This is a genomic window from Mesorhizobium sp. LMG17149 (genome assembly GCF_024518695.1).
GTDB lineage: Bacteria > Pseudomonadota > Alphaproteobacteria > Rhizobiales > Rhizobiaceae > Mesorhizobium.
This window is the reverse complement of record NZ_JANIFL010000002.1, coordinates 195,670-220,103: the sequence shown is the minus strand read 5'-3', so window position 1 is coordinate 220,103 and position 24,434 is coordinate 195,670. Positions and strand designations below refer to the sequence as shown.

General features: G+C 63.0%; 26 protein-coding genes. 15 read left to right on the top strand and 11 right to left on the bottom strand.

Annotated features, from left to right (window positions below; genetic code table 11):
* Positions 1-33 precede the first annotated feature (33 nt).
* Positions 34-924, top strand: a complete 891-nt coding sequence (locus tag NP945_RS04390) for a fatty acid desaturase family protein (RefSeq protein WP_256745663.1) — start codon at positions 34-36, stop codon at positions 922-924.
* Between the two features lie 12 nt (positions 925-936).
* On the opposite strand, the gene NP945_RS04385 is transcribed toward NP945_RS04390, so the two are convergent.
* The 3 genes from NP945_RS04385 to NP945_RS04375 all read right to left on the bottom strand — a co-directional run bounded on the left by NP945_RS04385 (position 937) and on the right by NP945_RS04375 (position 4,740).
* Positions 937-3,078, bottom strand: a complete 2,142-nt coding sequence (locus NP945_RS04385; RefSeq protein ID WP_256745662.1) for a bifunctional diguanylate cyclase/phosphodiesterase — start codon at positions 3,076-3,078, stop codon at positions 937-939.
* Positions 3,079-3,244: 166 nt separating this feature from the next.
* Entirely contained in the window at positions 3,245-3,880 is a 636-nt protein-coding gene (locus tag NP945_RS04380; protein ID WP_127322742.1) for an HD family hydrolase, read from the bottom strand.
* Positions 3,880-4,740, bottom strand: coding sequence for a folate-binding protein YgfZ (locus NP945_RS04375; protein WP_256745661.1), 861 nt, complete (start codon positions 4,738-4,740; stop codon positions 3,880-3,882). Before NP945_RS04375 ends, NP945_RS04380 begins: the two co-directional genes overlap by 1 nt.
* Before the next feature lie 75 nt (positions 4,741-4,815).
* On the opposite strand from NP945_RS04375, the gene NP945_RS04370 reads away from it, so the two are divergent.
* Positions 4,816-6,147, top strand: a complete 1,332-nt coding sequence (locus tag NP945_RS04370) for a dihydroorotase (protein WP_256745660.1) — start codon at positions 4,816-4,818, stop codon at positions 6,145-6,147.
* Between the two features lie 34 nt (positions 6,148-6,181).
* Here the strand turns inward: NP945_RS04370 and NP945_RS04365 are convergent, their stop codons facing one another.
* The 4 genes from NP945_RS04365 to NP945_RS04350 all read right to left on the bottom strand — a co-directional run bounded on the left by NP945_RS04365 (position 6,182) and on the right by NP945_RS04350 (position 8,550).
* A complete protein-coding gene (locus tag NP945_RS04365; protein WP_164762549.1) occupies positions 6,182-6,970 on the bottom strand; it encodes a hypothetical protein in 789 nt (262 codons plus the stop codon).
* Between the two features lie 70 nt (positions 6,971-7,040).
* Positions 7,041-7,298 (bottom strand): hypothetical protein, encoded by a 258-nt coding sequence (locus tag NP945_RS04360; protein ID WP_008874920.1) that lies wholly within the window; start codon positions 7,296-7,298, stop codon positions 7,041-7,043.
* A 356-nt stretch (positions 7,299-7,654) separates the two neighbouring features.
* The gene (locus NP945_RS04355) at positions 7,655-8,032 is read right to left on the bottom strand and encodes a TIGR02301 family protein (RefSeq protein WP_127322208.1); all 378 of its coding nucleotides are present in this window, start codon (positions 8,030-8,032) and stop codon (positions 7,655-7,657) included.
* 83 nt (positions 8,033-8,115) lie between these two features.
* Entirely contained in the window at positions 8,116-8,550 is a 435-nt protein-coding gene (locus tag NP945_RS04350; RefSeq protein ID WP_128363017.1) for an NUDIX hydrolase, read from the bottom strand.
* A 129-nt stretch (positions 8,551-8,679) separates the two neighbouring features.
* On the opposite strand from NP945_RS04350, the gene NP945_RS04345 reads away from it, so the two are divergent.
* Positions 8,680-9,441, top strand: coding sequence for an SOS response-associated peptidase (locus NP945_RS04345; RefSeq protein WP_128363016.1), 762 nt, complete (start codon positions 8,680-8,682; stop codon positions 9,439-9,441).
* Positions 9,442-9,512: 71 nt separating this feature from the next.
* Here NP945_RS04345 and NP945_RS04340 read toward each other — a convergent pair whose 3' ends face one another.
* Positions 9,513-9,668 (bottom strand): hypothetical protein, encoded by a 156-nt coding sequence (locus NP945_RS04340; RefSeq protein ID WP_081738801.1) that lies wholly within the window; start codon positions 9,666-9,668, stop codon positions 9,513-9,515.
* Between the two features lie 391 nt (positions 9,669-10,059).
* Between NP945_RS04340 and cysS the strand changes: the two genes are divergently transcribed.
* From cysS to NP945_RS04300, 8 genes are all read left to right on the top strand, one after another.
* Positions 10,060-11,496: a cysteine--tRNA ligase gene (gene cysS / locus NP945_RS04335; protein ID WP_256745659.1), complete on the top strand. Its 1,437-nt coding sequence runs from the start codon at positions 10,060-10,062 to the stop codon at positions 11,494-11,496.
* Entirely contained in the window at positions 11,493-11,879 is a 387-nt protein-coding gene (locus NP945_RS04330; RefSeq protein ID WP_127268542.1) for a VOC family protein, read from the top strand. Before cysS ends, NP945_RS04330 begins: the two co-directional genes overlap by 4 nt.
* A 6-nt stretch (positions 11,880-11,885) precedes the next feature.
* The gene (locus tag NP945_RS04325) at positions 11,886-12,377 is read left to right on the top strand and encodes a GFA family protein (RefSeq protein WP_127268543.1); all 492 of its coding nucleotides are present in this window, start codon (positions 11,886-11,888) and stop codon (positions 12,375-12,377) included.
* Entirely contained in the window at positions 12,374-12,850 is a 477-nt protein-coding gene (locus NP945_RS04320; protein ID WP_027038010.1) for a GFA family protein, read from the top strand. Before NP945_RS04325 ends, NP945_RS04320 begins: the two co-directional genes overlap by 4 nt.
* Entirely contained in the window at positions 12,847-13,803 is a 957-nt protein-coding gene (gene pip, locus NP945_RS04315) for a prolyl aminopeptidase (RefSeq protein ID WP_127397059.1), read from the top strand. The genes NP945_RS04320 and pip overlap by 4 nt, the downstream gene beginning before the upstream one ends.
* Positions 13,800-15,422: a citramalate synthase gene (cimA, locus tag NP945_RS04310; RefSeq protein WP_174800330.1), complete on the top strand. Its 1,623-nt coding sequence runs from the start codon at positions 13,800-13,802 to the stop codon at positions 15,420-15,422. Before pip ends, cimA begins: the two co-directional genes overlap by 4 nt.
* An 83-nt stretch (positions 15,423-15,505) precedes the next feature.
* Positions 15,506-16,435 (top strand): EamA family transporter RarD, encoded by a 930-nt coding sequence (gene rarD, locus NP945_RS04305; protein ID WP_127271670.1) that lies wholly within the window; start codon positions 15,506-15,508, stop codon positions 16,433-16,435.
* 9 nt (positions 16,436-16,444) lie between these two features.
* Positions 16,445-17,131, top strand: a complete 687-nt coding sequence (locus tag NP945_RS04300) for a glutathione S-transferase family protein (RefSeq protein ID WP_127271665.1) — start codon at positions 16,445-16,447, stop codon at positions 17,129-17,131.
* 17 nt (positions 17,132-17,148) lie between these two features.
* Here the strand turns inward: NP945_RS04300 and NP945_RS04295 are convergent, their stop codons facing one another.
* Both NP945_RS04295 and NP945_RS04290 read right to left on the bottom strand, forming a co-directional pair.
* Complete coding sequence (locus NP945_RS04295) at positions 17,149-18,147, bottom strand: transporter (RefSeq protein ID WP_128310068.1); 999 nt, start codon at positions 18,145-18,147, stop codon at positions 17,149-17,151.
* Between the two features lie 174 nt (positions 18,148-18,321).
* Positions 18,322-18,612, bottom strand: a complete 291-nt coding sequence (locus NP945_RS04290) for a muconolactone Delta-isomerase family protein (RefSeq protein WP_127271666.1) — start codon at positions 18,610-18,612, stop codon at positions 18,322-18,324.
* 108 nt (positions 18,613-18,720) lie between these two features.
* On the opposite strand from NP945_RS04290, the gene NP945_RS04285 reads away from it, so the two are divergent.
* Positions 18,721-19,629 (top strand): LysR substrate-binding domain-containing protein, encoded by a 909-nt coding sequence (locus NP945_RS04285; protein ID WP_256745658.1) that lies wholly within the window; start codon positions 18,721-18,723, stop codon positions 19,627-19,629.
* A gap of 64 nt (positions 19,630-19,693) precedes the next feature.
* Here NP945_RS04285 and NP945_RS04280 read toward each other — a convergent pair whose 3' ends face one another.
* A complete protein-coding gene (locus NP945_RS04280; protein ID WP_127332138.1) occupies positions 19,694-20,305 on the bottom strand; it encodes a TIGR00730 family Rossman fold protein in 612 nt (203 codons plus the stop codon).
* Between the two features lie 126 nt (positions 20,306-20,431).
* On the opposite strand from NP945_RS04280, the gene NP945_RS04275 reads away from it, so the two are divergent.
* The 3 genes from NP945_RS04275 (at position 20,432) to NP945_RS04265 (ending at position 24,364) form a co-directional block, all read left to right on the top strand.
* Complete coding sequence (locus NP945_RS04275) at positions 20,432-21,901, top strand: LysM peptidoglycan-binding domain-containing protein (protein ID WP_256745657.1); 1,470 nt, start codon at positions 20,432-20,434, stop codon at positions 21,899-21,901.
* Between the two features lie 227 nt (positions 21,902-22,128).
* The gene (locus tag NP945_RS04270; RefSeq protein ID WP_127323175.1) at positions 22,129-22,461 is read left to right on the top strand and encodes a helix-turn-helix transcriptional regulator; all 333 of its coding nucleotides are present in this window, start codon (positions 22,129-22,131) and stop codon (positions 22,459-22,461) included.
* Between the two features lie 22 nt (positions 22,462-22,483).
* The gene (locus NP945_RS04265; RefSeq protein WP_256745656.1) at positions 22,484-24,364 is read left to right on the top strand and encodes an ABC transporter ATP-binding protein/permease; all 1,881 of its coding nucleotides are present in this window, start codon (positions 22,484-22,486) and stop codon (positions 24,362-24,364) included.
* Positions 24,365-24,434 lie beyond the last annotated feature (70 nt).

Below are 24,434 nucleotides of genomic sequence, written 5' to 3'. Positions count from 1 at the left end.
GGGTTCATCAAACTCCAGTCTGGATCGAAGCACGTGGATCATCGTGACGTAATTTCATCGTTGACGCAGGAGGAGCGCAACCGGCTGACCGCCAAGTCTGATGTTGCGGGCCTCGTTCAGCTTGCTGCTCATTGGGGCGCGATCGTGGTCGTCGGATCGCTGATCGCCGCCAAGGTGCCGTTCTGGCCATTGCTGATGCTGCCGCAAGGTATCCTCATCGTCTTCCTGTTCACGCTGCTGCACGAGACGGTTCATCGTACGGCTTTCGAGGCGCAATGGCTGAACGATGCCGTGGCGCGGGTGTGCAGCCTGGCGATCGCGCTCCCGGCCGACTGGTTCCGCTACTTCCACTTCGCCCACCATCGATACACGCAAGATCCCGACAATGATCCGGAACTGGCGTTCCCCAAGCCGGAGACATGGCGGCAATACCTCGTCCACATATCCGGCATCCCGTTATGGTGGGGCCACCTGAAGACGCTTTATGCCAACGCGGCGGGCGGTGGTCGCGAAAGCTACGTTCCGCCAAAGGGCTATGATAAGGTGCGCATCGAGGCACGCGCCATGATTGCCTTTTATGCCGTGATCCTTCTGCTGGCCGTCTATTTCCGGCTCTCGGTGCTTGTCTATGTCTGGATCTTGCCCGCTCTGTTGGGGCAGCCGTTTCTGCGCCTCTATCTCTTAGCCGAGCACGGCCGTTGTCCGTTCGTCGCCAACATGCTGGAGAACACCAGGACCACGCTGACCAATTGGCTGGTCCGCAGGCTGGCGTGGAACATGCCGTTCCATGCCGAGCATCATGCCTATCCAGGCGTGCCGTTTCATCAACTGCCGCGGTTTCATGCGCTGATCGAGCGGCATCTCAAGGTGGTCGAGCCCGGCTATGTCAGCTTCCACGGCAAATACATCGACACGCTGCGTTGACGATGGCCGGCCTCAGCCGGTCTGGCTGTGCAGTGCTCGGGATTTCAACAGACGCTGGATCTCGGCCGCCGTTGACGGCACGCCGATCAGATAGCCCTGCGCCTCTGTGCAGCCATTGCCGCGCAGGATGTCGAGTTGCACCTCGGTCTCGACCCCCTCGGCGGTGACAGTGATGCCAAGCTCGGCGCCCAGCCCGATGACGGTGCGAACGATCGCCGCGGCGTCACGATTGCCCAGGTCGTGGATGAACGAACGATCGATCTTGATCTTGTCGACGGGAAAACGCCTGAGATAGCCGAGCGAGGAATAGCCGATGCCGAAATCGTCCAGCGCGATGCGGATGCCGAGTTCGCGCAACTGCCGCAGCGTCCTCAGCACCGCCTCGCTTTCGTCCATCAGCACGGTTTCGGTGATTTCAAGTTCCAACCGATCGGCTGGCACGCCGGAGAAAGCCAGCGCCGAGATGACGCTGCGGGCGAAGCTGCCGCTTTTAAGTTGCACGGCCGAGACATTGACCGCGACGCGCAGGCCGGCGGGCCAGTCGGCCGCCGCCGTGCAGGCTTTCCTCAGCGCCCATTCGCCAAGCGGCACGATCAATCCAGTGTCTTCGGCGACCGGAATGAAGCTGTCCGGCGCCACCGTGCCGCGTGTCGGCGAATGCCAGCGCATCAAGGCTTCGGCGCCGACGATCTCCCCGGATGCGATGTTCATGATGGGCTGGAAGTCGAGGTCGAATTCCTGGCGCGGCAGCGCGGTCTCGAGGTCGATCTCCAGCGCACGCCGTGCCTGTACCATAGCGTCCATTCCGGGTTCGAAGAACCGATACTGATTGCGCCCTTCACTCTTCGCCCGGTAAAGCGCCGTATCGGCGTTCCTCAGCAGCGTGTCGGCATCTCCACCGTCGTCGGGGAAAACCGCGATGCCCAGGCTGATGCCGACATGCATCTCGCGGCTCTTGTCGCGGAACGGCTTTCCGATTGTCTCGACGATGCGCTTCGCGAGTTTTTCTGCATTGGCAATGCCCTTGAAGTTGAACTGGATGATGACGAATTCGTCGCCGCCGAAACGGGCGACCACGTCGGTTTCGTTGTGCAGGCAGCGCTGCAGCCTCTCGGCCACGCTCTTCAGCAGCCAGTCCCCGGCCGGATGTCCCCAGGTGTCGTTGACCGCCTTGAAGCGATCGAGATCGAGCGAAAAGATTGCCAGCGGCGTGACCGCCGTGGCTTCCAGCGCAAGGTCGAGCCGTTCGCGAAACATCGAGCGGTTGGGCAGTCCCGTCAGCGTATCGTGATGCGCAAGATGGGTCATGCGCTCTTCGGTGCGGCGACGTTCTGTGACGTCGTCGAAGGTCACTACCCAGCCGCCGCCGTTCATCGGCCGGCGTGTGACCAGAACCGTCCTGCCGTCGGTAAGATGCCGGTAGGCCGAATGCATTTTTGCCGCCGTCAGGCAGGCTTCGGTCTTGGCGACTTCGCTGTCGACGTCGATCTCCGCATAGATGCCGAGTTCCAGCAATCGTTCGAGCGCCTCGCGGTGCGTCGTTCCAAGCGGGAAGTCTGCCGCGGTGACATTGTAGAGTTCAAGAAAACGCCGGTTGCGCACGATCATCTTGCCGTCGGCGCCGTACATCAGCAGGCCTTGCGACATGTTGGCAAGCGCTGCGTCGAAGCGGCGGTGCTGCTCCTTGAGATCCTCTTGCGCGCGGCGCTGCTCGGTGATGTCCTCGTAGATCGAGACCCAGCCGCCCAGAGCCAGAGGGCGGTGCGAGATGCTGACGATGCGGCCGTCCGACAGTGTTTCTTCGTAGGTCGAGGGCTTTGCCTGATCGATATAGGGCTTGCGGATGGCGTAGAGTTCGTCGGCGGTTTGCGAGGCGATGCCGATATCGACGCTGTGGCGCAGAATGTCGAGGAACCGGATGCCGGGCCTTATGACGCTGGCTTCGAGGCAAAAGATGTTCAGGTAGTTGCCGTTGCAGATGATCATCCGCTCGTCGGCGTCGAACATGCACAGGCCGTGCGACATGTTCTCGACCGCAGCCGAAAAGCGTTGGTTCTGCTCGCGCAGTTCGTCTTCCATGTGGCGGGAGCGGTCCATGCCTTCGGCCTCCCGTTTCGGGATGGTCGAACCATCCTTGGCATCAGCGACGGGCATGAGCGCGCCTGCGGACCGTGATCGAACGCGCTATTGTGGCCGCCGCCGGTTAATTTAGCGTTTTAATGCATGTCGCCCAAAAGTGACCTCGGTTTTGGGGGAAACGACATGCATAAAAACAAAGACCTAAAGCGCGGCGCATGAATCCGTTTCAGCGCGACGCGCTTTAGCCGATTGCGGTTGCCGAAACCTGGTGCCGCGACGTCTCGATCGCGGAAAACCGCTTCAGGAACGCATTTTGCGCCCAGGTCACCGAGCGTGGCGTGAAATCGAAGCGGTCGGCATTGAAGCCGCGCGGACGGCCGAAGAACTCGGTCGCCTCGGCGGTCGAAAAGCCGGCGAGCAGCGTTGCCTCGAAATAGGCGGCGATCTGGTCGGCGCGCTTGATCTCCTTGCGCAGCGCAGCACTTGGCTCCGGCGGCAGCGAGAAGCGCAGATGGATGGCGCGCTGCAGCCGCAACTCACAATCCTTGTAGCTGCCGCCCATTACCGATTTGAACGGTGAGATCATGTCGCCGATGACATATTCGGGTGCGTCGTGCAGCAGGGCCGCCAGCCGGGCGTCGGCCGAAGCCTCGGGCACCAGGTCGCGGAACAGCGCTTCGACCAGCAGCGAGTGCTGGGCGACCGAAAAGGCATGCTCGCCGCTGGTCTGGCCGTTCCAGCGGGCAACGCGGGCGAGCCCATGCGCAATGTCTGAAATCTCGATGTCGAGCGGAGAGGGATCGAGCAGGTCGAGCCGGCGGCCCGACAACATGCGCTGCCAGGCGCGTGCCGGCGCGCCGACGCGGTCGGCCGCCATCAGGCCTCCTCCGCGCTGACGGCTTCCTGCGGGAAGGCGAATTTTGCCCAACCGGGAATGGCTAGTGTAACCGGAACGTCCGCCGCCATGATCGGCAGGTCGGCGTCGAGCGCCGCCTTGATCCGGTCGATGCGCGCAATCGCCAGGCCGATCGTGCCGGCGGTCGAGCCGAGCGTGCCAACCGGCCTGCCTTCGACGGTCAGTTCGGTGCCGGGCGCGGGCAGGGACCCGTCAGCCGACACGATCAGAACGCGTCGCCTGGCGGTGCCGCGATGCTGCATGCGCGAGACGACCTCCTGGCCGACATAGCAGCCCTTCTTGAAGCCGACGCCACCGGTTTCGTCCAGCAGCACGTCGTGGGGAAAGGCGTCTCCGAGTTGGTAGTCGCTGCCGCTTTCGGCAATGCCGCCGGCAATGCGGAAGGCTTGCCACGCGGCAAGATCGCTGCGCTCATCTGTTTCGCCATAGGAACGCGTGACGGCACCCTTCGGAAAGCGCGTGTCGGCGGCCGCCGTTGAATCGGATTGCGAGGGTGTTGATTCATGTCCCCATGCAACGGTGACAAATGCCTGATCGGATTTGGCAATCTCGACCTTGGCGCGCAGTTTGTAGAGCGTCAGCCGGCGTATGAAATCGTCCGATATGTCGGCGCGGCATTCGAGCCAAAATGCATTCTCGCCGGTGCGGGAGATCAGGAAATCGAACAGGATCTTGCCTTGCGGCGTCAGCAGCGCACCGGGCTTGGCTTCGCCGGGAGCCAGGATGTCGAGATCGGTGGTCAGGATGTTCTGCAAAAAATGCTCGGCATCCGGACCTGATACGGAAACGAGGGCGCGGTCTTTGAGCTGGGCAAAGGGCATGGGCGGAAAAGCAACCTGATCTTGCAAAACGGTCGGCCTTTACGTAAGCCGCTGGCACTCCCCCCGCAAGAGAGCATGGCCATGATCTACGACCTCATCCTGACAGGCGGCACCGTGGTCAACCACGACGGCGAAGGGGCTCGCGACATCGGCGTGAAGGGCGGGCGCATCGCCGCCATCGGCGATCTCCGCCAGGCCTCGGCGGGCGAGACGATCGACTGCCGCGGCCTGCATATCCTGCCGGGCGTCATTGACAGCCAGGTGCACTTTCGTGAGCCGGGATTGGAGCACAAGGAAGATTTGGAAACGGGTTCGCGCGCGGCCGTGCTTGGCGGCGTCACCGCCGTGTTCGAGATGCCCAACACCAATCCTTTGACCACCAGCGAGGCAGCGCTTGCCGACAAGGTTCGGCGCGGCACGGATCGCATGCATTGCGATTTTGCCTTCTGGGTCGGCGGTACCCGCGAAAACGCTGGGGATGTCGGCGAGCTTGAGCGGTTGCCGGGCGCGGCCGGGATCAAGGTTTTCATGGGCTCGTCCACCGGCGACCTGCTGGTCGAGGACGACGAAGGTGTCGCCTCGATCCTGAGAAACACGCGCCGCCGTGCCGCCTTTCATTCGGAAGACGAATTCCGGCTGCGCGAGCGTCTTGGCGAGCGCATCGAGGGCGACCCGGCATCGCACCCTGTCTGGCGTGACGAGATCGCCGCCTTGCGCTGTACCGAACGGCTTGTGCGCATCGCTCGGCAAGCGCGCGCCCGCATTCATGTCCTGCACATCTCGACCGCCGAGGAGATTTTGCTCCTCGAACAGCACAAGGATGTCGCGACCTGCGAGGCGACGCCGCATCATTTGACGCTCAGCGCCGACGACTATGCGCGGCTCGGCACGCTGATCCAGATGAACCCGCCGGTGCGCGCCGCCCGCCATCGCGACGGCGTCTGGCACGGCATTGCGCAAGGCATCGTCGACGTGCTCGGCTCCGACCATGCGCCGCACACGCTGGCCGAGAAGGCCAAGCCGTATCCGGCCTCACCGTCGGGAATGACCGGCGTGCAGACGCTGGTGCCGATCATGCTCGACCACGTCAATGCCGGTCGGCTGACCTTGCAGCGCTTCGTCGACCTGTCCAGTCATGGCCCGCAGCGCATCTTCGGCATGGCCAGGAAAGGCCGCATCGCCGCCGGCTATGACGCCGACTTCACCATCGTCGACATGATGCGGCGCGAGATGATCACCAATGCGCAGGCCGGCTCGAAAGCCGGCTGGACGCCTTATGATGGCAGGGAAGTGACGGGTTGGCCGGTCGGCACCGTCATTCGAGGCCGACGTGTCATGTGGGAGGGGGAAATCGTCACGCCAGGCCAGGGCAAAGCGGTGGAGTTTTCCGAGGCATTGCCCGTCTAGGCTCCCGGATCTCTGCAGGGCAGAGGCAGAAAGCTCAATCCCCGGCGACGAAGAACGACCACTGTCCGGCAGGCGTGATGCCGACACGGTAGAAGATATAGGCGCCGAACTGCTTCATGTCGTTGAAATCGCCGGCGGTGACGATCTTGAAGAGCTCGACCCGCTGCTTGGCGTCCAGCTTGTCCAGCGGCAGGGCGAAGAAATACGGCCACACATAGAGTTCTTGTGGCGTGCCGGCATCGAGGTGGACGTAGCCGGCATTAAGCACCTCCTCCAGGATGGCCAGAATCTCCTGACCGTCTGGGTCGCCGGAGAGGCCCTTGAGGAAGGCGATGGCGTCGCCGTCTATGTCGGTCAGCGATATCTGTGTCATGCTCTCGCCCGTGCCGATCAACGGCCGCAGCTTTTCGATATCGCCGCCCTTGCAGGCTTCGACGATCAGATCGTGCATGCGCCGCACCGGTTCCGGCAGCTTGCCGAGATCGTAGACGACCTCAGGCACCGGCGTTTCCGGATCGACACGCGGTCTGGTCACGCCGCCATCCGCCGGACTGTCCGGCTCGGCTTCGGCAGGAGCAGTCGGCTGGCTGGCCGGCGGCGGTGTTCCGACCGGATTGGGCATTGGCACGGCGCTTCCGGAGGGCGACATGTCGTCGTCGGCCGGCGGCGTGACTGTCGGGGGGAGCTCTTCGCGCTTGATTTCGCTCAGTGCATACACGGGGCTGCTCGCGAGACACACAAGCAGGGGAATCGCGGCACAGCAAGCGGCGAAGGAGATGCGAAGGACCAAGCCACACGGCTTGCCTGACATCGAAAAACTCACTGCCCGTTTCTCCCTGCTTCCGGGCATGACGCCCGAGCGGCATGTTGCCGTCAAAGAACCGGACCTCGGTTCAGTGCCGCAGCCGTTCAGGTTCGAAGGCGCCAGCAATCACCTTTTCACGCATACGGTCGAGCAGGGCAAGGGCCGAGGTCTCGCCATTGGCACGCAACATCTCGCCGAAGGCTGTTTCGAGCGCTGCTTCGGCAATGATCTCGGGCTCTATCCCGGCGGAGAGACCTTCCGCCCAGGCCTCGCTGTGGCTTTCCACGGCGGTCAGGCGTTTTTCTTCCCTGACCAGCGCGTCGATGTCGTTGACACCATGTTCCATAAGCGAATGTCCACCCTTTCAAGCTGCGATCCGTCGATGTAGATCAGGCCTGATCTGTTCATTTCACACGCAGGGACAATTAAGTATTTGTAAATACGACATTTTTTTGATCGTCTTTTACAAAGCCCAATTGCCTTGTGCGAAGCTGCGTTCAGTCCGAGTCAAACTTAGCCGATTGGGGCGGCCTGCGGGGCGAAAACCTTCAGTTTGAGTTAATTCCGCTTTCGTGCGGTAAGGTTTCGTTAATACTGTTGCAGAAGTGCAACATGAGGATTGCACCAAGAGATCGCCCGGCACAAGCCGATATATCGGCTAATGCCCAGCAATGATCCGGATAGTTGTTGATGAGCGAGTGCCTAGTTGCCGTAACGCGAGGCGATATCGCGAGACAGCGTCTCGCCTTCCTTCATGTAGCGACTGATGGCTTCGGTCGCCGAGGACGTACACCTCGTATAGGTGCCGCCGAAGGAGCGGTAGCCGCGATTGAAGCTGGCAATGAAGCGGGCGCGCCGCTCGGCGTCCGGATTTTCCGAATCGAGCAGTTTTGTCATTTCGACACGCCACTGGTCGCCCTTCTCGCCGCACAGATTGCGGAGGAAATGCAGCGAGCCCAGAACCTCCGCCAGCCGCATCAACCCAGGCTCGAACGGCGATTCGGCGCTGAGCGCGGGCCGTATCGAAACGGTCGCGCCGACCGCAAGGCACACGGCGAGGAGCATGGACGGACGGTTCATAAGCCTTCTCTACCCAACGGCGTGGCTCTGCCAAACAGGATAAGTCTTTGTGGCGAAACAATTTGTCGCCTGCAAGGCGGTTTTCAGGGCTTCGGCCCGTCGTCTCCGTCGGGTTCCAACAACTCCTCGGCCACGGCGAACACCGAGCCGGCGAGCGGCAATGCCGCCATCTCGCTGAGTGTATAGAAGGCCGCCGTCTCTGCGTCGTCGCTGGCTACCGCCTCGCCGCCGGCATAGGCGGCGCCGAAGACCGTGAGGAGATAATCGACCGGGTGGCTGTCATCCCTGCCGTCGATGTGGATTTCCCGCAGCGGGCAATAATTTGTGGCGCGCAAACCGGTTTCTTCCAGAAGTTCGCGCTCTGCCGCTGCCTCCAGCGTCTCGCCGGGTTCGACCTTGCCGCCCGGAAAGGCATAGAGCCCTTGCGAGGGTTGCCGGGCTCGCTTGACCAGAAGCAGGGTGTCTGCACGCACGACGGCGACCGAGACTGCCGGAAGTGTCTTGCGCGCTTCGTTCATGGGTTCCCGATCAGGCGTGTAGGCAGGTCTGTTGTGGACCGCCCAGCATGGGCAAGCTTTAGCGGTTGCGCAATGCCGGTTGCACCGGCACTTTCAGGAACCGAACCTTTCAAAGGGCGCCAATCGACCATGTGCGGACGTTTTGCCTTGACCGCGACGCCGGACCAGACTGCCGCCTTGCTAGGCTTGGCGGAACTGGAGGATTTCCCGGCGCGCTACAACATCGCACCAACCCAGCCGATCCTGATGGCGGTCGCCGGCCCCCCGCGGGCGCCGGGCTCCAATTTGCCCGACCGGCAGCCAATGCTGGTGCGCTGGGGGCTGATCCCGACCTGGGTCAAGGATACCAGGGAGTTTCCGCTGCTGTTCAACGCGCGCTCCGAAGGGGCTACCGAAAAGGCGTCGTTCAAGGCCGCCATGCGCCATCGCCGCGCCTTGGTGCCGGCTTCCGGCTTTTATGAATGGCGGCAAACCGGCGGCAAGAAAGGCCAGCCTTACTGGATCCGGCCCAGGCATGGCGGGTTGGTCGCCTTTGCCGGCCTGGTCGAGACCTATGCCGAGCCGGGCGGTTCGGAAATGGATACCGGCGCCATTCTGACCATCAACGCCAATGCCGATATCGCGCATATCCACGACCGCATGCCTGTGGTGATCGACCCCAGGGATTTCGCCCGTTGGCTGGATTGCCGCACGCTCGAACCGCGTGATGTCGCCGATCTGTTGCGGCCGGCTCAACTCGATTTCTTCGAGGCCATTCCCGTCTCCGGCCTGGTCAACAAGGTCGCCAACACCGGACCGGAGATTCAGGAGCGGGGCGAGATCGGGCCGGAGCCCGAAAAGGTCAAGCGCCAGAAGCCCGGCGCGGACGACAATCAGATGACGTTGTTCTAGCTGAACTGTTCTTCAGCGGCGTATGTCTGCGCCATTTGCCGGGCGCCCTTGGCGCCGGGCCGCACACCACTTCAGGCGGCGCGGGGCGACACGATCTTCTGTACCGGCTTTTTCTTCTTCGCGGTGTGAAGGAGGGCGGCGACGATCGCGGCCGGGCCGATCGCGCGGTAGTGGTTGGCCAGTGCCGGCTGCTTGGCTCGGTTGGCTTCCTGCTTGGTTCGGGGCATGTCTCTCTTCCCAGGTAACATTTTCGTGTCTGCGTTTGATGGCCGATTCTGACCAAATCGTGACGCCTGCTGATCTAGCCGGCGAATGTTTCATGACTGTGCCGACATGTTTAATAAAATGTTTCAGTGCATCATTACCTGTGATCCAGCGACGTTTTTGCCGAAACTTGCGACTTGACGGCAACACATGCCAAGGCGATAAAGCTGCCCATGAAAACGTCTTTCGCCATTTGTGGCATTTGCATTATTGGCTAGCCTCGCGCTGGTCCGGACGTTTTCGCCTCATCTTTCCCCAGATTGGACAAACGCCCCGGCCAGCAGGCTGGAGCCTGATTTGCGTTTCGCGCAGGGCTGGCTTCGTCAAATTGAGTTCTGAACCGGGAAGGCACGAATGTCCGACGCATCGCAGGGCCTGCGCCTCTACAACACGCTGACGCGGACGAAAGAGGATTTCGTCCCGATCGATCCAGACAATGTGCGCATGTATGTCTGCGGCCCGACCGTCTACGACTTTGCCCATATCGGCAATGCCAGGCCGGTGATCGTCTTTGACGTGCTTTTCCGCTTGCTGCGTCACGTCTATGGGCAGGCGCACGTCACCTATGTGCGCAACATCACCGACGTCGACGACAAGATCAACGCGCGCGCTCTACGCGACTTCGGCGGCGAGATCGCTTCCGGAACACTTTCGCTCAACGAGGCGATCAGGCGGGTCACCGAAAAGACCGCCGATCAGTTCCATCGGGACGTGGCGGTTCTCGGCTGCCTGGAGCCGACGGTCGAGCCGCGCGCCACCGAATTCGTCGAGCCCCGCGCCGACGGCAAAGTCGACATGATCACCTTGATTCAAAGCCTGATCGAACGCGGCCATGCCTATGTTGCCGCGGGCGAAGTCCTGTTCGACACCGCGTCGATGCCGGACTACGGCCAGCTGTCGAAGCGCAATCTCGACGAGCAACAGGCCGGTGCTCGCATCGCCGTCGACGCGCACAAGAAAAATCCCGGCGATTTTGTGCTGTGGAAGCTGTCGTCGCCGGAGGAGCCTGGCTGGAATTCGCCATGGGGCAGGGGTCGGCCGGGCTGGCACATCGAATGCTCGGCAATGTCGGCCGCCTATCTCGGCGAGGTGTTCGACATCCATGGCGGCGGCCTCGACCTGATCTTCCCGCACCATGAGAACGAGATCGCCCAGTCGCGCTGCGCCCATGGCACGGACGTGATGGCCAACATCTGGATGCACAACGGCTTCCTGCAGGTCGAAGGTCAGAAAATGTCGAAAAGCGTCGGCAATTTCTATTCGATCAACGAACTGCTCGAGACCGAGACGTTTGGCGGCCGCAAATGGCCGGGCGAGGTGCTGCGGCTGGCAATGCTGATGACGCACTATCGCGAACCAATCGACTTTTCCGTGCGCAAGCTGGAAGAGGCCGAGAACACGCTGCGCAAATGGAAGCGGGCGGCCGACCTTGCGCCGGCCGCCGCAGGACTGCTGCCCGTGCAGGTCATCGATGCCTTGTCGGACGATCTCGCAACCTATGCCGCCTTCCAGGTCTTGACGCAGCTGGCTGGCGAGGCAGCGGACGGCAACGATGCGGCGGCTGCGCTGAAGGCTTCGCTGCTCTTCCTCGGCTTCGATGTCGCGTCGGCGACGGTTGATGAAGACCACGTCGCCAAGGCAATCGCCAAGCGTCTCGCATTCATCGCCGCCAAAAACTGGGCCGAGGCCGACCGCATCCGCGACGAACTGCTGGCGCAAGGTGTACAGTTGAAGGACGGTAAGGATCTGGTCACTGGCGAGCGCATCACCACCTGGGAGGTAAAAAGATGATCGACCATCTCGGCATCACCGTTGCCGATTTCGACGCTTCGAAGGCTTTCTATGACAAGGCGATGGCCCCGCTTGGTGCGGCTCTGCTTTACATGGTGCCACTGGAATATACCGGGGGTGCCAAGGTCGGCGGCTATGGCCGTGACCGGCCGGTGTTCTGGCTGAGTACCGGCAAGGACAAGCCCAGGGATCACCAGCACGTCGCCTTCACCGCGCGCAGCCGCGCCGAGGTCGATGCCTTCCATGCCGCAGCCCTTGCCGCCGGCGGCAAGGACAATGGCGGGCCAGGCCTGCGGCCGCATTATCACCCGAGCTACTATGGCGCCTTCGTCTTCGATCCCGACGGCAACAATGTCGAGGCCGTCTGCCATGTCCCGGAGTGAGCGGTGATGAGCCTCGACAACCGGCCGGTCTACACCGGCGGCTGCCAGTGCGGCGCGGTGCGCTTTCGCGTTGAAGGCGCGCTCGGCGACGCTTCGGTCTGCCATTGCCGCATGTGCCAGAAGGCGTTCGGCTCGTTCTATGCGCCGCTGGTTTCGGTGCGTGGCGCCCGGCTCGACTGGACGCGCGGCGAGCCGAAATACTTCCGCTCCTCCAACCATGTCGATCGCGGTTTTTGCGCCGATTGCGGCACGCCGCTGACCTTCACCGCGCCGGACGGCGTTGGCCTCGCCATCGGCGCGTTCGACAATCCGGCGGAGATCGTGCCGCTGATCCAATGGGGCACCGAGGCAAAGCTGCCTTATGTCGATACGATCCCGCAATTGCCGGGCGAGGAGACGATGGCCGACGTGTCGTCGGCCTCTTATCTGGCGGATCTCGTCTCCTATCAGCATCCGGACCACGACACCGAACAATGGCCGCCAAAGGAAAGATCATGACCGATCAGGTAAGAACCGGCGGCTGCCAGTGTGGCGCCGTGCGTTTTCGCATTCATGGAGCGCTCGGCCGTCCATCGATCTGTCATTGCCGCATGTGCCAGAAGCAGTTCGGCTCGTTCTTCGGTGCACTGGTCACGGTGCCCAGGGACGGCGTCGAATGGACCCATGAAGAGCCGAGCTATTTCCAGTCGTCGGTCAACATCGATCGCGGTTTCTGCGCCCGCTGCGGGACGCCGCTGACCTACCGGCAGCCCGGTGGACTTGAGATCGCTATCGGTGCCTTCGACGACCGCTCCGATCTTGCCCCGCAGATCCAGGTCAACTACGCCGCGCGGCTGCCCTGGGTGGAGACGATCTTCGATCAGCCCGTCCACCAGGATCCTGATTATTACAACAGGCAGGAATCCATCATCTCCTTCCAGCACCCAGACCATGAAACAGCGGACTGGCCGACCAAAGGTTTGCAGCTATGAGCAGTCAATTGCGTACGCTTTATCCCGAGATCGAGGCGTTCGATTCCGGCATGCTGGATGTCGGCGACGGCCATCAGGTCTACTGGGAGCGTTCGGGCACGAGGGGCGCCAAGCCGGCGGTGTTCCTGCATGGCGGGCCGGGCGGCACCATTTCGCCAAAACACCGGCGGCTGTTCGACCCGAAGCTCTACGATGTCATCCTGTTCGACCAGCGCGGCTGCGGAAAATCGACGCCCAACGCCTCGCTCGAAACCAATACGACCTGGCACCTGGTCGCCGACATCGAACGCCTGCGCGAAATGGCCGGCTTCGACAAATGGCTGGTGTTCGGCGGCTCCTGGGGGTCGACGCTGGCGCTCGCCTATGCCGAGACGCATCCCGATCGCGTCAGCGAGTTGGTGGTGCGCGGCATCTACACGCTGACGCGAGCCGAACTCGAATGGTACTATCAATTCGGCGTCTCGGAAATGTTCCCGGACAAATGGGAGCGCTTCCTGGCGCCGATCCCGGAGGCCGAGCGCGGCGACATGATGGCTGCCTACCGCAAGCGGCTGGTCGGCACGGATCGCAAGGCGCAGATCGAGGCGGCCCGCGCCTGGAGCCTGTGGGAAGGCGAAACGATCACGCTTTTGCCCGAGCCGGAGACCAGCGGACCATTTGGGCAGGACGACTATGCCATCGCCTTTGCCCGCATCGAGAACCACTATTTCGTCCATGCCGGCTGGCTGGAGGAAGGGCAGTTGCTGCGCGACGCGCACAAGCTGGCTGACATTCCCGGCACCATCGTCCATGGCCGCTACGACATGCCGTGCCCGGCGCATTATGCCTGGGCGCTGCACAAGGCCTGGCCAAAGGCGGATTTCCACCTGATCGAGGGCGCCGGTCATGCTTATTCGGAGCCGGGGATTTTGGATCGGCTGATCCGCGCGACGGACAAGTTTGCAGGCAAATGACCATGACCCGCGAGCGCCTCTATCTCTTCGACACCACATTGCGCGATGGCCAGCAGACCCCTGGCATCGACTTTTCCGTCGAGGACAAGATCGCCATCGCGAAACTGCTCGATGCTTTTGGCCTCGACTATGTCGAAGGTGGCTATCCTGGCGCCAATCCGACCGACACCGCCTTCTTCCAGGAGAAACGTACGTCGCGCGCCAAATTCGTCGCCTTCGGCATGACCAAACGGGCTGGGGTGTCGGCTTCCAACGATCCCGGCCTTGCGTCGCTCGTGCAATCCAAGTCGGATGCCATCTGCTTCGTCGCCAAGAGTTGGGACTACCATGTCCGTGTCGCGCTCGGCTGCACCAATGAGGAGAACCTCGACGCCATCAAGGCCTCCGTCGAGGCGGCGATCGCCGCCGGCAAGGAGGCGTTGGTCGACTGCGAGCATTTTTTCGACGGCTTCAAGGCCAATCCCGATTATGCGCTGGCCTGCGCCAGGACCGCCTATGATGCCGGCGCGCGCTGGGTGGTGCTGTGTGACACCAATGGCGGCACGCAGCCCTCGGAAGTCCGCGCCATCGTCGAGAAGGTTATTTTATCAGGTATTTCGGGCGATCATCTCGGCATCCATGCCCATGACGACACCGGCCAGGCGGTCGCCAATTCGCTTGCCGCGGTCGAGGCCGGCGTGCGCCAGATCCAGGGCACGCTCAATGGCATCGGCGAGCGCTGCGGCAACGCCAATTTGATCTCGATCGTGCCTACGCTGGCGTTGAAACCGGCCTTCGCCGATCGTTTCGACACCGGTATTTCGGCTGAGGCGCTGACAGGCATTTCCAGGTTATCCCGCGCCTTCGACGAACTCTTGAACCGCGCCCCGGAAGCGCAAGCGCCCTATGTCGGGGCCTCTGCTTTCGCCACCAAGGCGGGCATCCATGCCTCCGCGCTGGCCAAGGAGCCGGCGACCTATGAGCATGTACCCCCGGAAACGGTCGGTAACCGCCGCCGCGTCATGGTTTCGGACCAGGGCGGGAAGGCCAATTTCCTCGCCGAGTTGAGGCGGCGCGGCATCGAGGTGCCGAAGGACGATCACCGGCTCGACGCGCTGATATCAGTGGTCAAGGAGCGCGAGGCCGAGGGCTACGCCTATGAGGGCGCCGATGCCAGCTTCGAGCTCCTGGCACGCAAGATGCTGCACGGCCTGCCGGAGTTCTTCAACGTCACCTCGTTCCGATGCATGGTCGAGCGCCGCTTCGACGCCAACGGGCAATTGAAGACGGTCTCCGAAGCGATCGTCAAGGTGGTGGTCGACGGCGAGGAGAAGATGTCGGTGGCCGAGGGGCATGGCCCGGTCAACGCACTCGACATTGCGCTGCGCAAAGACCTCGGCAAATTCCAGGGCGAGATCGCCGACATGGAGTTGGCCGACTTCAAGGTGCGTATCCTCAATGGCGGCACCGAGGCGATCACCCGCGTTCTGATCGAATCGCACGACGGCACCGGCGCGCGCTGGTGGACGGTCGGCGTTTCCGAAAACATCATCGACGCCTCGTTCCAGGCGCTGATGGATTCCATCGTCTACAAGCTGATGAAGAACCGCGAGATGGCCGGACTGGTGGCCGCCGAATAGGGTTGAACCATCAGCGAAAGTCCATTGATCCATCAGAACTTTGCGATGGTCTTGCCAAGGTGACTGGGCCATAGCGTTGGCCCATGGCCACTGAAGCAATTACCCTGGACGCGGATTCCAAGGCCCGGCGCGGCTTTCTGCTGGCGCTCGGCGCCTATCTGCTGTGGGGATTGCTGCCCTTCTACATGAAGGCGGTCGCTCATCTGCCGCTCGCCGAAGTCATTGCCCATCGCATCGTCTGGTCCGTGCCGATCGCCGCCGCCGTTCTGATCTGGGCCGGCCGCATGGCGGATTTCAAGGCGGCACTGCGCTCGCCGCGCACCATCGCCATGGCCGCGCTGACGGCGGCGCTGATCTCGGTCAACTGGGGCATCTATGTCTGGGCGATCGCTGTCGACCGCACCGTCGAAACCGCGCTCGGCTACTACATCAATCCACTGGTCAACGTCGTCGTCGGCGCGCTGCTGCTTGGCGAGCGGCTCGACCGGCTGCAGATCGCGGCGGTGGTGCTGGCGGCCGTCGCAGTCGCCGTGCTGACCGTCGAGGGCGGCAAGCTGCCCTGGGTGTCGCTGGCGCTGGCGTTTTCCTTCGCCGCCTACGCCTTCTTCCGCAAGACGCTGCCGATCGGACCGAGCCAGGGATTTTTGCTCGAAGTCCTTCTGCTGTCGGTGCCGGCGCTTGGCTACATCGTCTATCTCATCGCGACCGAACAGGACCACATCTTATCCAGCAGTGGCACCGATACGGCATTGCTGATCGGCTGCGGTCCGGTCACATCGATCCCGCTGCTGCTGTTTGCGTTCGGCGCGAGGCTGCTGCGGCTGTCCACCATCGGCATCATGCAGTACATCGCGCCGACCATTGTGTTTCTGATCGCCGTGCTGATCTTCGACGAGCCTTTCGGCACCACCCAGGCGATTGCCTTTGGCCTGATCTGGACAGCGCTCGCGATGTATTCCTGGTCGATGTTCCGTGGCCGCGAGATCCGGCCGGCGGTGCCGGCTGCAAGGTAAGGATCCCCTATGTACCTGCTGCATATCGCCAACAAAAATTATTCCTCATGGTCGCTGCGGCCTTGGGTGTTGATGCGAGAGCTGAACATCCCGTTCGAGGAACGGCTGACGCCATTCCCGACCGCATCGAGTTGGGATCTGTACCGGCCCTTCTCGCCGAGCGGCCGCGTGCCGTGCCTGATCGACGATGGCTGGGCGGTCTGGGATTCGCTGGCCATCGTCGAATATCTGGCCGAACGCCACCATGGCGTGTGGCCTGTCGAGGCCAAGGCGCGCGCCTGGGCACGCTCGGCCGCCGCCGAGATGCATTCGAGCTTCACCGCATTGCGCGGGGCATGCCCGATGAGTTGCGGCGTGCGCGTAAAGCCATTCCCGATGTCCGATGCGCTGAAGCAGGACATCTTTCGCCTCGGCGATCTCTGGAACGATGGCCTTGCCCGTTTCGGCGGGCCGTTTCTGGCCGGCGCTCATTTTACCGCCGTCGACGCTTTCTTTGCCCCGGTGGCGTTCCGCGCCCAGTCCTATGGGCTCTCCTTCGAGGGTGCGGCTGCAGCCTATCCAGCGCAATTGCTTGCCCTGCCGGCGATGCGCGAATGGTATGCGGCTGGCTTGGCCGAGACCTGGCGCGAGCCCGACCACGAAGCGGAAGCCGCCGCCGCCGGCACCGTCATCGAGGATCTTCGCGCCTCGGCGTGAAAGTCGCCGGGCGGGCGTTACATCTGTCCGAGCCGCCTGACAAAGAGATAGGTCGCGCCCGCGATCACCATCGCTACCGCCGTCACCACCCAGAAGCCCATTGGCGTGTCGACCAGCGGCAAGCCGCCGACATTCATGCCGAACAGGCCCGAGATGATGGTCATTGGCAACAGCACCGCCGTCATCACCGACAACACGTACAGCAGCCGGTTCGACTGCGTCGTCAGCTTGGCCATAAGCTCGTCCTGCAACAGCCGGGCGCGTGCCTGCAATTGTTCGCCATCATAGTGCAGCGTCTGCGCCCTGTGCGAAAGACGCGCGGCCATGTCGTTGATGCTGTCGGGCAGGTCGTTACGGTGCGAGTGGTCGAGATGGCGAAACAGATTGGTCAACGTCGCCATCTGCCTGTGGATCACAACCAGATGCCGGCGCGCGTCGACGAGGGATTGCCGTTCATTGTGCCATGCGTCGCAGACGATGCGATCCTCGATCCCGTCGAGGCTGTCGCCGAGTGCCGCAAGTTCAGCCACCATGCCGTCAAAAGACTGGCCGACAACCGCCTCGATCAACTCGGCCGGCGAGCGGAACTTGCGCGATCCATTCTCGATCGCCTTGCGGATGTTGTCGACCGACTGCAGCGGTTGCTTGCGGGCGCCGACCAGCATCGTGTCGTTGAGCGCGAAGCGGAAATGGCCAAGCCCGCCCGCTTCCGCCGAATAGTCATGGCGCAGGTCCGGCAGATCGCCATAGAGCCAGTCGTCCTCGAGGTCGATGTGGCAGCCATGGCTGGCGGACAGGAAAGCTTCGCGCACCGGTGCCGGCAAAGCCTGATCGGCGCCGATCTCATGGCGGGCCCGCATGTCGGAAAGCTGGTAGCTGCGCCATGTCCAGTGCGCGGCGGTGGCGTCCCTGGTTCGCACGCCCTCAGCGGTGAAATGATAGATGAAGAACAATCCGTGCTCGTCGGGCAGGTAGGGCGACAGGTCGGTGCCTTCCGGGGCGAGAGTGATATCCATGGGCGGTGCCAGATGCATGTTCCGAAATGGCACCGCACGGCGGCTGCCTGGCCTTGATTTCTAGCACGAGCGAACCCGGTTCGGTGTGACGGTTTCTTGACAGCCGATCACGGTCTGTCGATCACCCACGTCAATCCGGTGGTGACGCCTTCGCCACCCCGGATTGTGCCCCGGTCAGTGCTTCGGGCCGAAGCCGGGGTAGGGCTTGAGGGGCACGATTGCGGCAATGTCCATCATGCCGGCCTTGACCAGCGGCAAGGTGGCGAGATGGCCGCGAACCTCTGCATCATCGGCGGCTTCGAGCATCATGCCGCTGCCCGGGATGTCGCCTCGGTTCCACACCTGGCGTACCGCGCCTTCGGCATAGAGCGTGCGCCGCTGTTCGGCTTCGCCGGGCAGAAGCGGAGCGAAATCGGCATCGGCAAATTTTTCGGTGTTGCGGGTGAGAAGGGCAAAGAACTGCATGGCGGTCTCCTTTGGTTGGATGGCCGAACTATCGCTCCCGCTGGTCAGACTGTCTAAGACTGGTTAGGCTAAAGTTGAGACCTCGGGGGACTGGAGCCTGGAGAAAAAATGTTCGACCTGCGCCAGATCAGGTATTTCGTCACCGTCGCCGAAACCGGCAATGTCGGGCGCGCCGCCGAGATGCTGCATATTTCCCAGTCGCCACTCAGCCGGCAGATCTTCCAGCTCGAGGAGCAGTTGGGTGTTTCCCTCTTTGAAAGATCGAAGCAGCGGGTCCATCTCAACGCCGAGGGGCGCGCCTTCCTCACCGAGGCCCGCGCCCTGCTGTCCAGTGCGCGACGTTTGGAGGAGTTCGGCCGAAACCTGGCCAGCGGCGCCGTCGGTCGGCTCGCCATCGGCTATGTCGAAGGCGCCGTTCATGCCGGGCTTGTCGCCGGGATGCTGCGCCAGTTCCGTCGCGACCGGCCGGATTTCCACTTGCAACTGAGAAGCCTGCGTTCGGCGGCGCAGTTGGAAGGGCTACGGCAGCGGTCGCTGGATCTGGGCTTTGTCTACTCGCCGCCACCTGATGACGACCCGGATGTCGCCGCCATGGCGCTGCGGCATGAGCCGCTGGTGCTGGCGATCCCCGAAGATGATCCGCTTGTTCAAATACCAGAGGTTGGGCCGCATCACCTTGACGGTCGCACCTGGATCACCGTCGTGCGCCAGCCGGACGACACCAATCGCGGCCAGTTCCTTGCCGCCTGCGCCAAAGCCGGCTTTTTGCCCGACATCGCCTATGAAACGGCGGATCCGCTAACCTCGCTTGGCCTTGTCAGCGCAGGTCTCGGCCTGGCGACGGTGCAAGCCAGCCTGCGTTCCGCTGCGCCGCCGCGGATCGTGTTTCGCGACCTGCCGTGGTTCGACCGCACGGTTTCACTCCATCTCGCCTGGCGGCGTCAAGACCGGCGGGCGGTGATTGCCGATTTGCGGCAGGCTGCGGAGGAAGAGGGCAGTAGGGCAGTAGGGCAGTAGGGCAGTAGGGCAGGACACTCCAGGCAATTCACATACTGCCTTACTGCCCTATTTCCTTACTCCCCTACATTTTGTCGATCACCGACTGCACGCCCTCGGTCGGAGCATCGACGGACGATCCTGCCACCATGATGGCGGCGACGATCGCTTCAGGGTCGTCGACGACCAGCGGCTTGACCCGCTGTGCGGTGTGGATGAAGCCTTCGGCGGCCATGTGATCGAGCAACGCCAGCATCGGATCCCAAAATCCTTTGACATTGGCGAAGACGATCGGCTTGCGATGATGGCCAAGCTGCCCCCAGGTCATGATCTCGACGATCTCCTCGACCGTGCCGATCCCGCCCGGCAGCGCCACAAAGGCGTCGGATTTCTCGAACATCCTGTGCTTGCGCTCGTGCATGTTGTCGGTGATCAAGAGTTCATCGAGCCGGTCAAGCGCGGTTTCGCTCGCTTCCTTGTTGATCAGGAAGCGCGGAATGATGCCCGTTACCTTGCCGCCGGCCTTGAGCGCGCCTTCGGCGACAGCACCCATAATGCCCTTGGTGCCGCCGCCATAGACCAGCCGCAGTCCCGCTTTGGCAATCGAGCGTCCGAGCAGGTGTCCGGCCTTGATATAGGTTTCATCGCGGCCCGGAGACGAGCCGCAATAGACGCAGACGGATCGAATCGTGTTCATGCCGATGATTGGTGATTGGGTCTGAAAGCCGGGTCAAGCCCCAAGAGTTAACAAGTCCGGGCTTTTTCTTGTCGGTATTGGTAAAACAGGCTAGACCGGCGTTAGGTGGCTAAGGGGTAGGGAAGTATGGCGATTAATCCACTGAAGGCGTTTCTGTTCGCGGCGGGTGGGACCGTCGCGGCCGCGGGAACCGCCTATGTATCGGGCGCACTCGACCCGTATCTCAATCCCACGCCGCCGGCGCAAGTGGCGGCGCAGACGCCGCCCGCAGCGCCAAAATCGGCCGATCCCAGCACCGAAGCGCGGCTGCCCGCCGCGGAGGTCCCTGCGGCTCCCGCCGCGGTGCCCCAGGCAACGGCACCGGCCGCACCGGCCGCGGACGCGGCGGCGCCGGCTGCGGCCGGTCCGGTCGCACCGTCCTTCGATGTCGTGCGCGTCGAAAGCAATGGCTCGATTGTCGTCGCCGGCAATGCGGCGCCCAACGCCAAGGTCGAGATCCTCAACGGCTCGACGGTGCTTGGCTCGACGGTCGCTGGTCCCGATGGCGCCTTCGTTATCATTCTCGACGATCCGCTGAAGCCCGGTGATTATACGATCGCGCTGCGCGCGACCACGGGCGATGTCGTAACGCCCTCGGTGCAGACCGCCGTGGTTTCGGTTCCCAAGGATGCGGCCGGCCAGGTGCTGGCCATGGTCGAGGAGCCGGGCAAGCCGGCCGAATTGCTGACCGTTCCCGCGCCCGCGGCAAAGCCGGCTGCTCCGGCCACCGCGCCGGCTGCTCCCGCAGCCGAAGCGCCCGCAACTGCTCCGGCACCAGCCGCCCCAGCACCTGCCGTGGTGGAAGCAGCACCGGCTCCTGCGCCGGCGACGCCGCCCGTTGCAGGCGTGACCGAGCCCAAGATCGTCGTCGAGGCGGTCGAGATCGACGGCAGCAAGATCTTTGTCGCCGGTCTCGCCGATGCCGGCCGCAAGGTGCGCGCCTATGCCAACGACATCCTGCTCGGTGATGCGCAAACGTCGACGGATGGTCATTTCCTGGTCGAGGCGACGCGCGACATTCCGGTCGGCAGCTACACAATACGTGTCGACGGCCTCGATACCGACGGTGTGACAGTTGTGGCCCGCGCAGCCGTGCCGTTCGAGCGCGAGCCGGGCGAAGCGGTCGCCGCCGTGGCACCCTCGGCGCCGAAGCCCGTTCAGCCCAAGCCGGCCGCACCTGCCGCCGCCGAGGCGCCGGCCGCGGCCGGGACGGCTCCGGCCACGACGCCTGCTCCCGCCACCGAGGCTCCGGCCGTTGTGGCGGAGGCGACGCCGCCAAGCGATGTGCCCGAGACCGTGGCGCCCAAGCTTGAACATGCCGACGGCGCCGTCATCATCCGCCGCAACGACACGCTGTGGCGGATCTCGCGGCGCGTCTATGGTCACGGCGTACGATTCTCGACCATCTACCTCGCCAACCAGGACCAGATCAGCGATCCCGACCGCATCTGGCCGGGGCAGGTGTTCAAGGTCCCGGAAAAGTCGAAGGAAGGCGAAGCCGCCGACCTCAAGGCGATGGGCGAGCAGGCAACGACAGCGCCGGCCAAGACGCAGTAGGGTTGGCGATTGGCCAATCTCCCTCCTTGAGGGGGAGGTGGCAGGCCAGAGGGGGCGTCGCGCGTGAAGCGCCGACCTTCTCTTTTCTCCAAACGACGTCGCGTCAGGACGCACCGACCCCCTCTGTCACCTTTGGTGACATCTCCCCCTCAAGGGGGGAGATTAGGTCGCTCTACCCATCGGGGTAGCTTGCCGCAGACCTGCTCATCGTCTATCGCCGATGGACGATGACTGAATCCCTTATGGAAACAAACGCACCTGGCTGCACCCCGGACAGCCGAGCCGTTGCCACCCGGCTGGCAGCACTTTCGCACCCGGCTCGGATCGAAATCCTGAAATACTTGTCCGCAAGCAACTCCTGCTACTGCCGCGAAGTCGTCGATCGGTTCGATCTGGCGCAGTCCACCGTGTCACAACATCTGAAAATACTGGTCGAAGCCGGGCTGGTTCGCTTCGAGCCCGATCGCCAGCGTTCGCGCTATGCGATCGACCGTGCCGCGCTCGCCGATGTTTCTGCATCGGTGGCCGCCCTCGTCAATTCCTGCTGCTCCGGCCGCTGAAAATAAGAAGAAGGCGCCAAAAATGGCCGAAAAAACCGTCTCCGACTCCTCGACCTTCAAGACGCTGCTCAATTTGTGGCCCTATATGTGGCCGGCGGACCGCGCCGATCTGAGAGCCCGGGTCACCTGGGCGACGCTGTTGCTCGTCGTCGCCAAGCTGACGCTGGCCGCCGGTCCTTATTTCTTCAAATGGGCAACGGACGCGCTGGCCGGCGACTCCAAATCGGTACCACCGCTGCCGAGTTTTCTGCTGGCGCCGGTCATGCTGGTCGTCGCCTACAATGTCGTGCGCCTGGTGCAGCTTGGCTTCAATCAGCTGCGCGACGCGCTGTTTGCCCGCGTCGGCCAATACGCGGTGCGCCAGCTCGCCTTCCGCACCTTCGTTCACATGCACCAACTGTCGCTGCGCTTCCATCTCGAGCGCCGCACCGGCGGCCTGTCGCGCATCATCGAGCGCGGCACCAAGGGCATCGAGACGATCGTGCGCTTCATCATGCTCAACACCGCGCCGACCATCCTCGAATTCGCGCTGACCACCGGCATCTTCGCCTACACCTATGGCTGGAAATATGTGGTCGTCGTCGCGGTCACCGTCTGGGTCTATGTCTGGTTCACGGTGCGCGCCAGCGACTGGCGCATCTCGATCCGCCGCGACATGAACGACAGCGACACCGACGCCAACACCAAGGCGATCGACTCGCTGCTCAATTACGAGACGGTCAAATATTTCAACAACGAAAGCATGGAAGCCGAGCGCTTCGACCGCTCCATGGCACGCTACGAGGTCGCCGCGACGCGCATCTGGACCTCGCTCGGCTGGCTGAATTTCGGCCAGGGCATCATCTTCGGCCTCGGCACCGTCATCGTCATGTGCATGTCGGCGCTTGAAGTGCAGGCCGGCACGCAGACGGTCGGTGACTTCGTCTTCATCAACGCCATGCTGATGCAGCTGTCGGTGCCGCTCAATTTCATCGGCTTCATCTACCGCGAAATCCGCCAGGGGCTGACCGACATCGAGCAGATGTTCGACCTTCTGGATGTGCCGCAGGAGATCGTCGACAAGCCGGATGCCAGGCCGCTCGCCGTGAGCGCCGGCAAGGTCGAGTTCCGCGACGTGCATTTTTCCTATGACCCGAACCGCAAGATCCTGAAGGGCATCAGCTTCGAGGTGCCGGCCGGCAAGACCGTCGCCATTGTCGGGCCTTCGGGTGCCGGCAAATCGACCATCTCGCGGCTTCTGTTCCGCTTTTACGACGTTCAGTCCGGCCAGGTGCTGATCGACGGCCAGGATATCAGGGACGTGACGCAGGAGAGCCTGCGTGGCGCGATCGGCATGGTGCCGCAGGACACCGTGCTGTTCAACGACACCATCGCCTACAACATCCGCTACGGCCGCATCGGAGCCAGCGAGGAGGACATGCAGAAAGCCGCTGAACTAGCCCAGATCGGTCCGTTCATCGAGCGATTGCCTGACGGCTACAAGTCGATGGTCGGCGAACGCGGGCTGAAGCTTTCGGGCGGCGAAAAGCAGCGCGTGGCGATCGCCCGCACCATCCTGAAGGCGCCGCCGATCCTGATGCTCGACGAAGCCACCTCGGCGCTCGACAGTCACACCGAGCAGGAGATCCAGGCCGCGCTCGATCTGGTCAGCCGTGGCCGCACCACCATCGTCATCGCCCACCGCCTGTCGACGGTAATCACGGCCGATGAGATCATCGTGCTGCAGGACGGCCAGATCGCCGAGCGCGGCACCCATGCCGAGCTGATGCGCAAGCATGGCCTCTATGCCTCGATGTGGGACCGCCAGCGCGAGGCGACCGAGGCCGAGGAGCGCCTACGCATCGCCCGCGAGGGCGACGAGCTTGGCGTTGTCGTTCGTCGGCGAACGTCGGAGGTGAATTGAAAGTTCGGCGCATGACCTGATTTTGCGCTTGACCTCAACATAAGTTGAGATTGTAGGCCGTTCCTGGAGC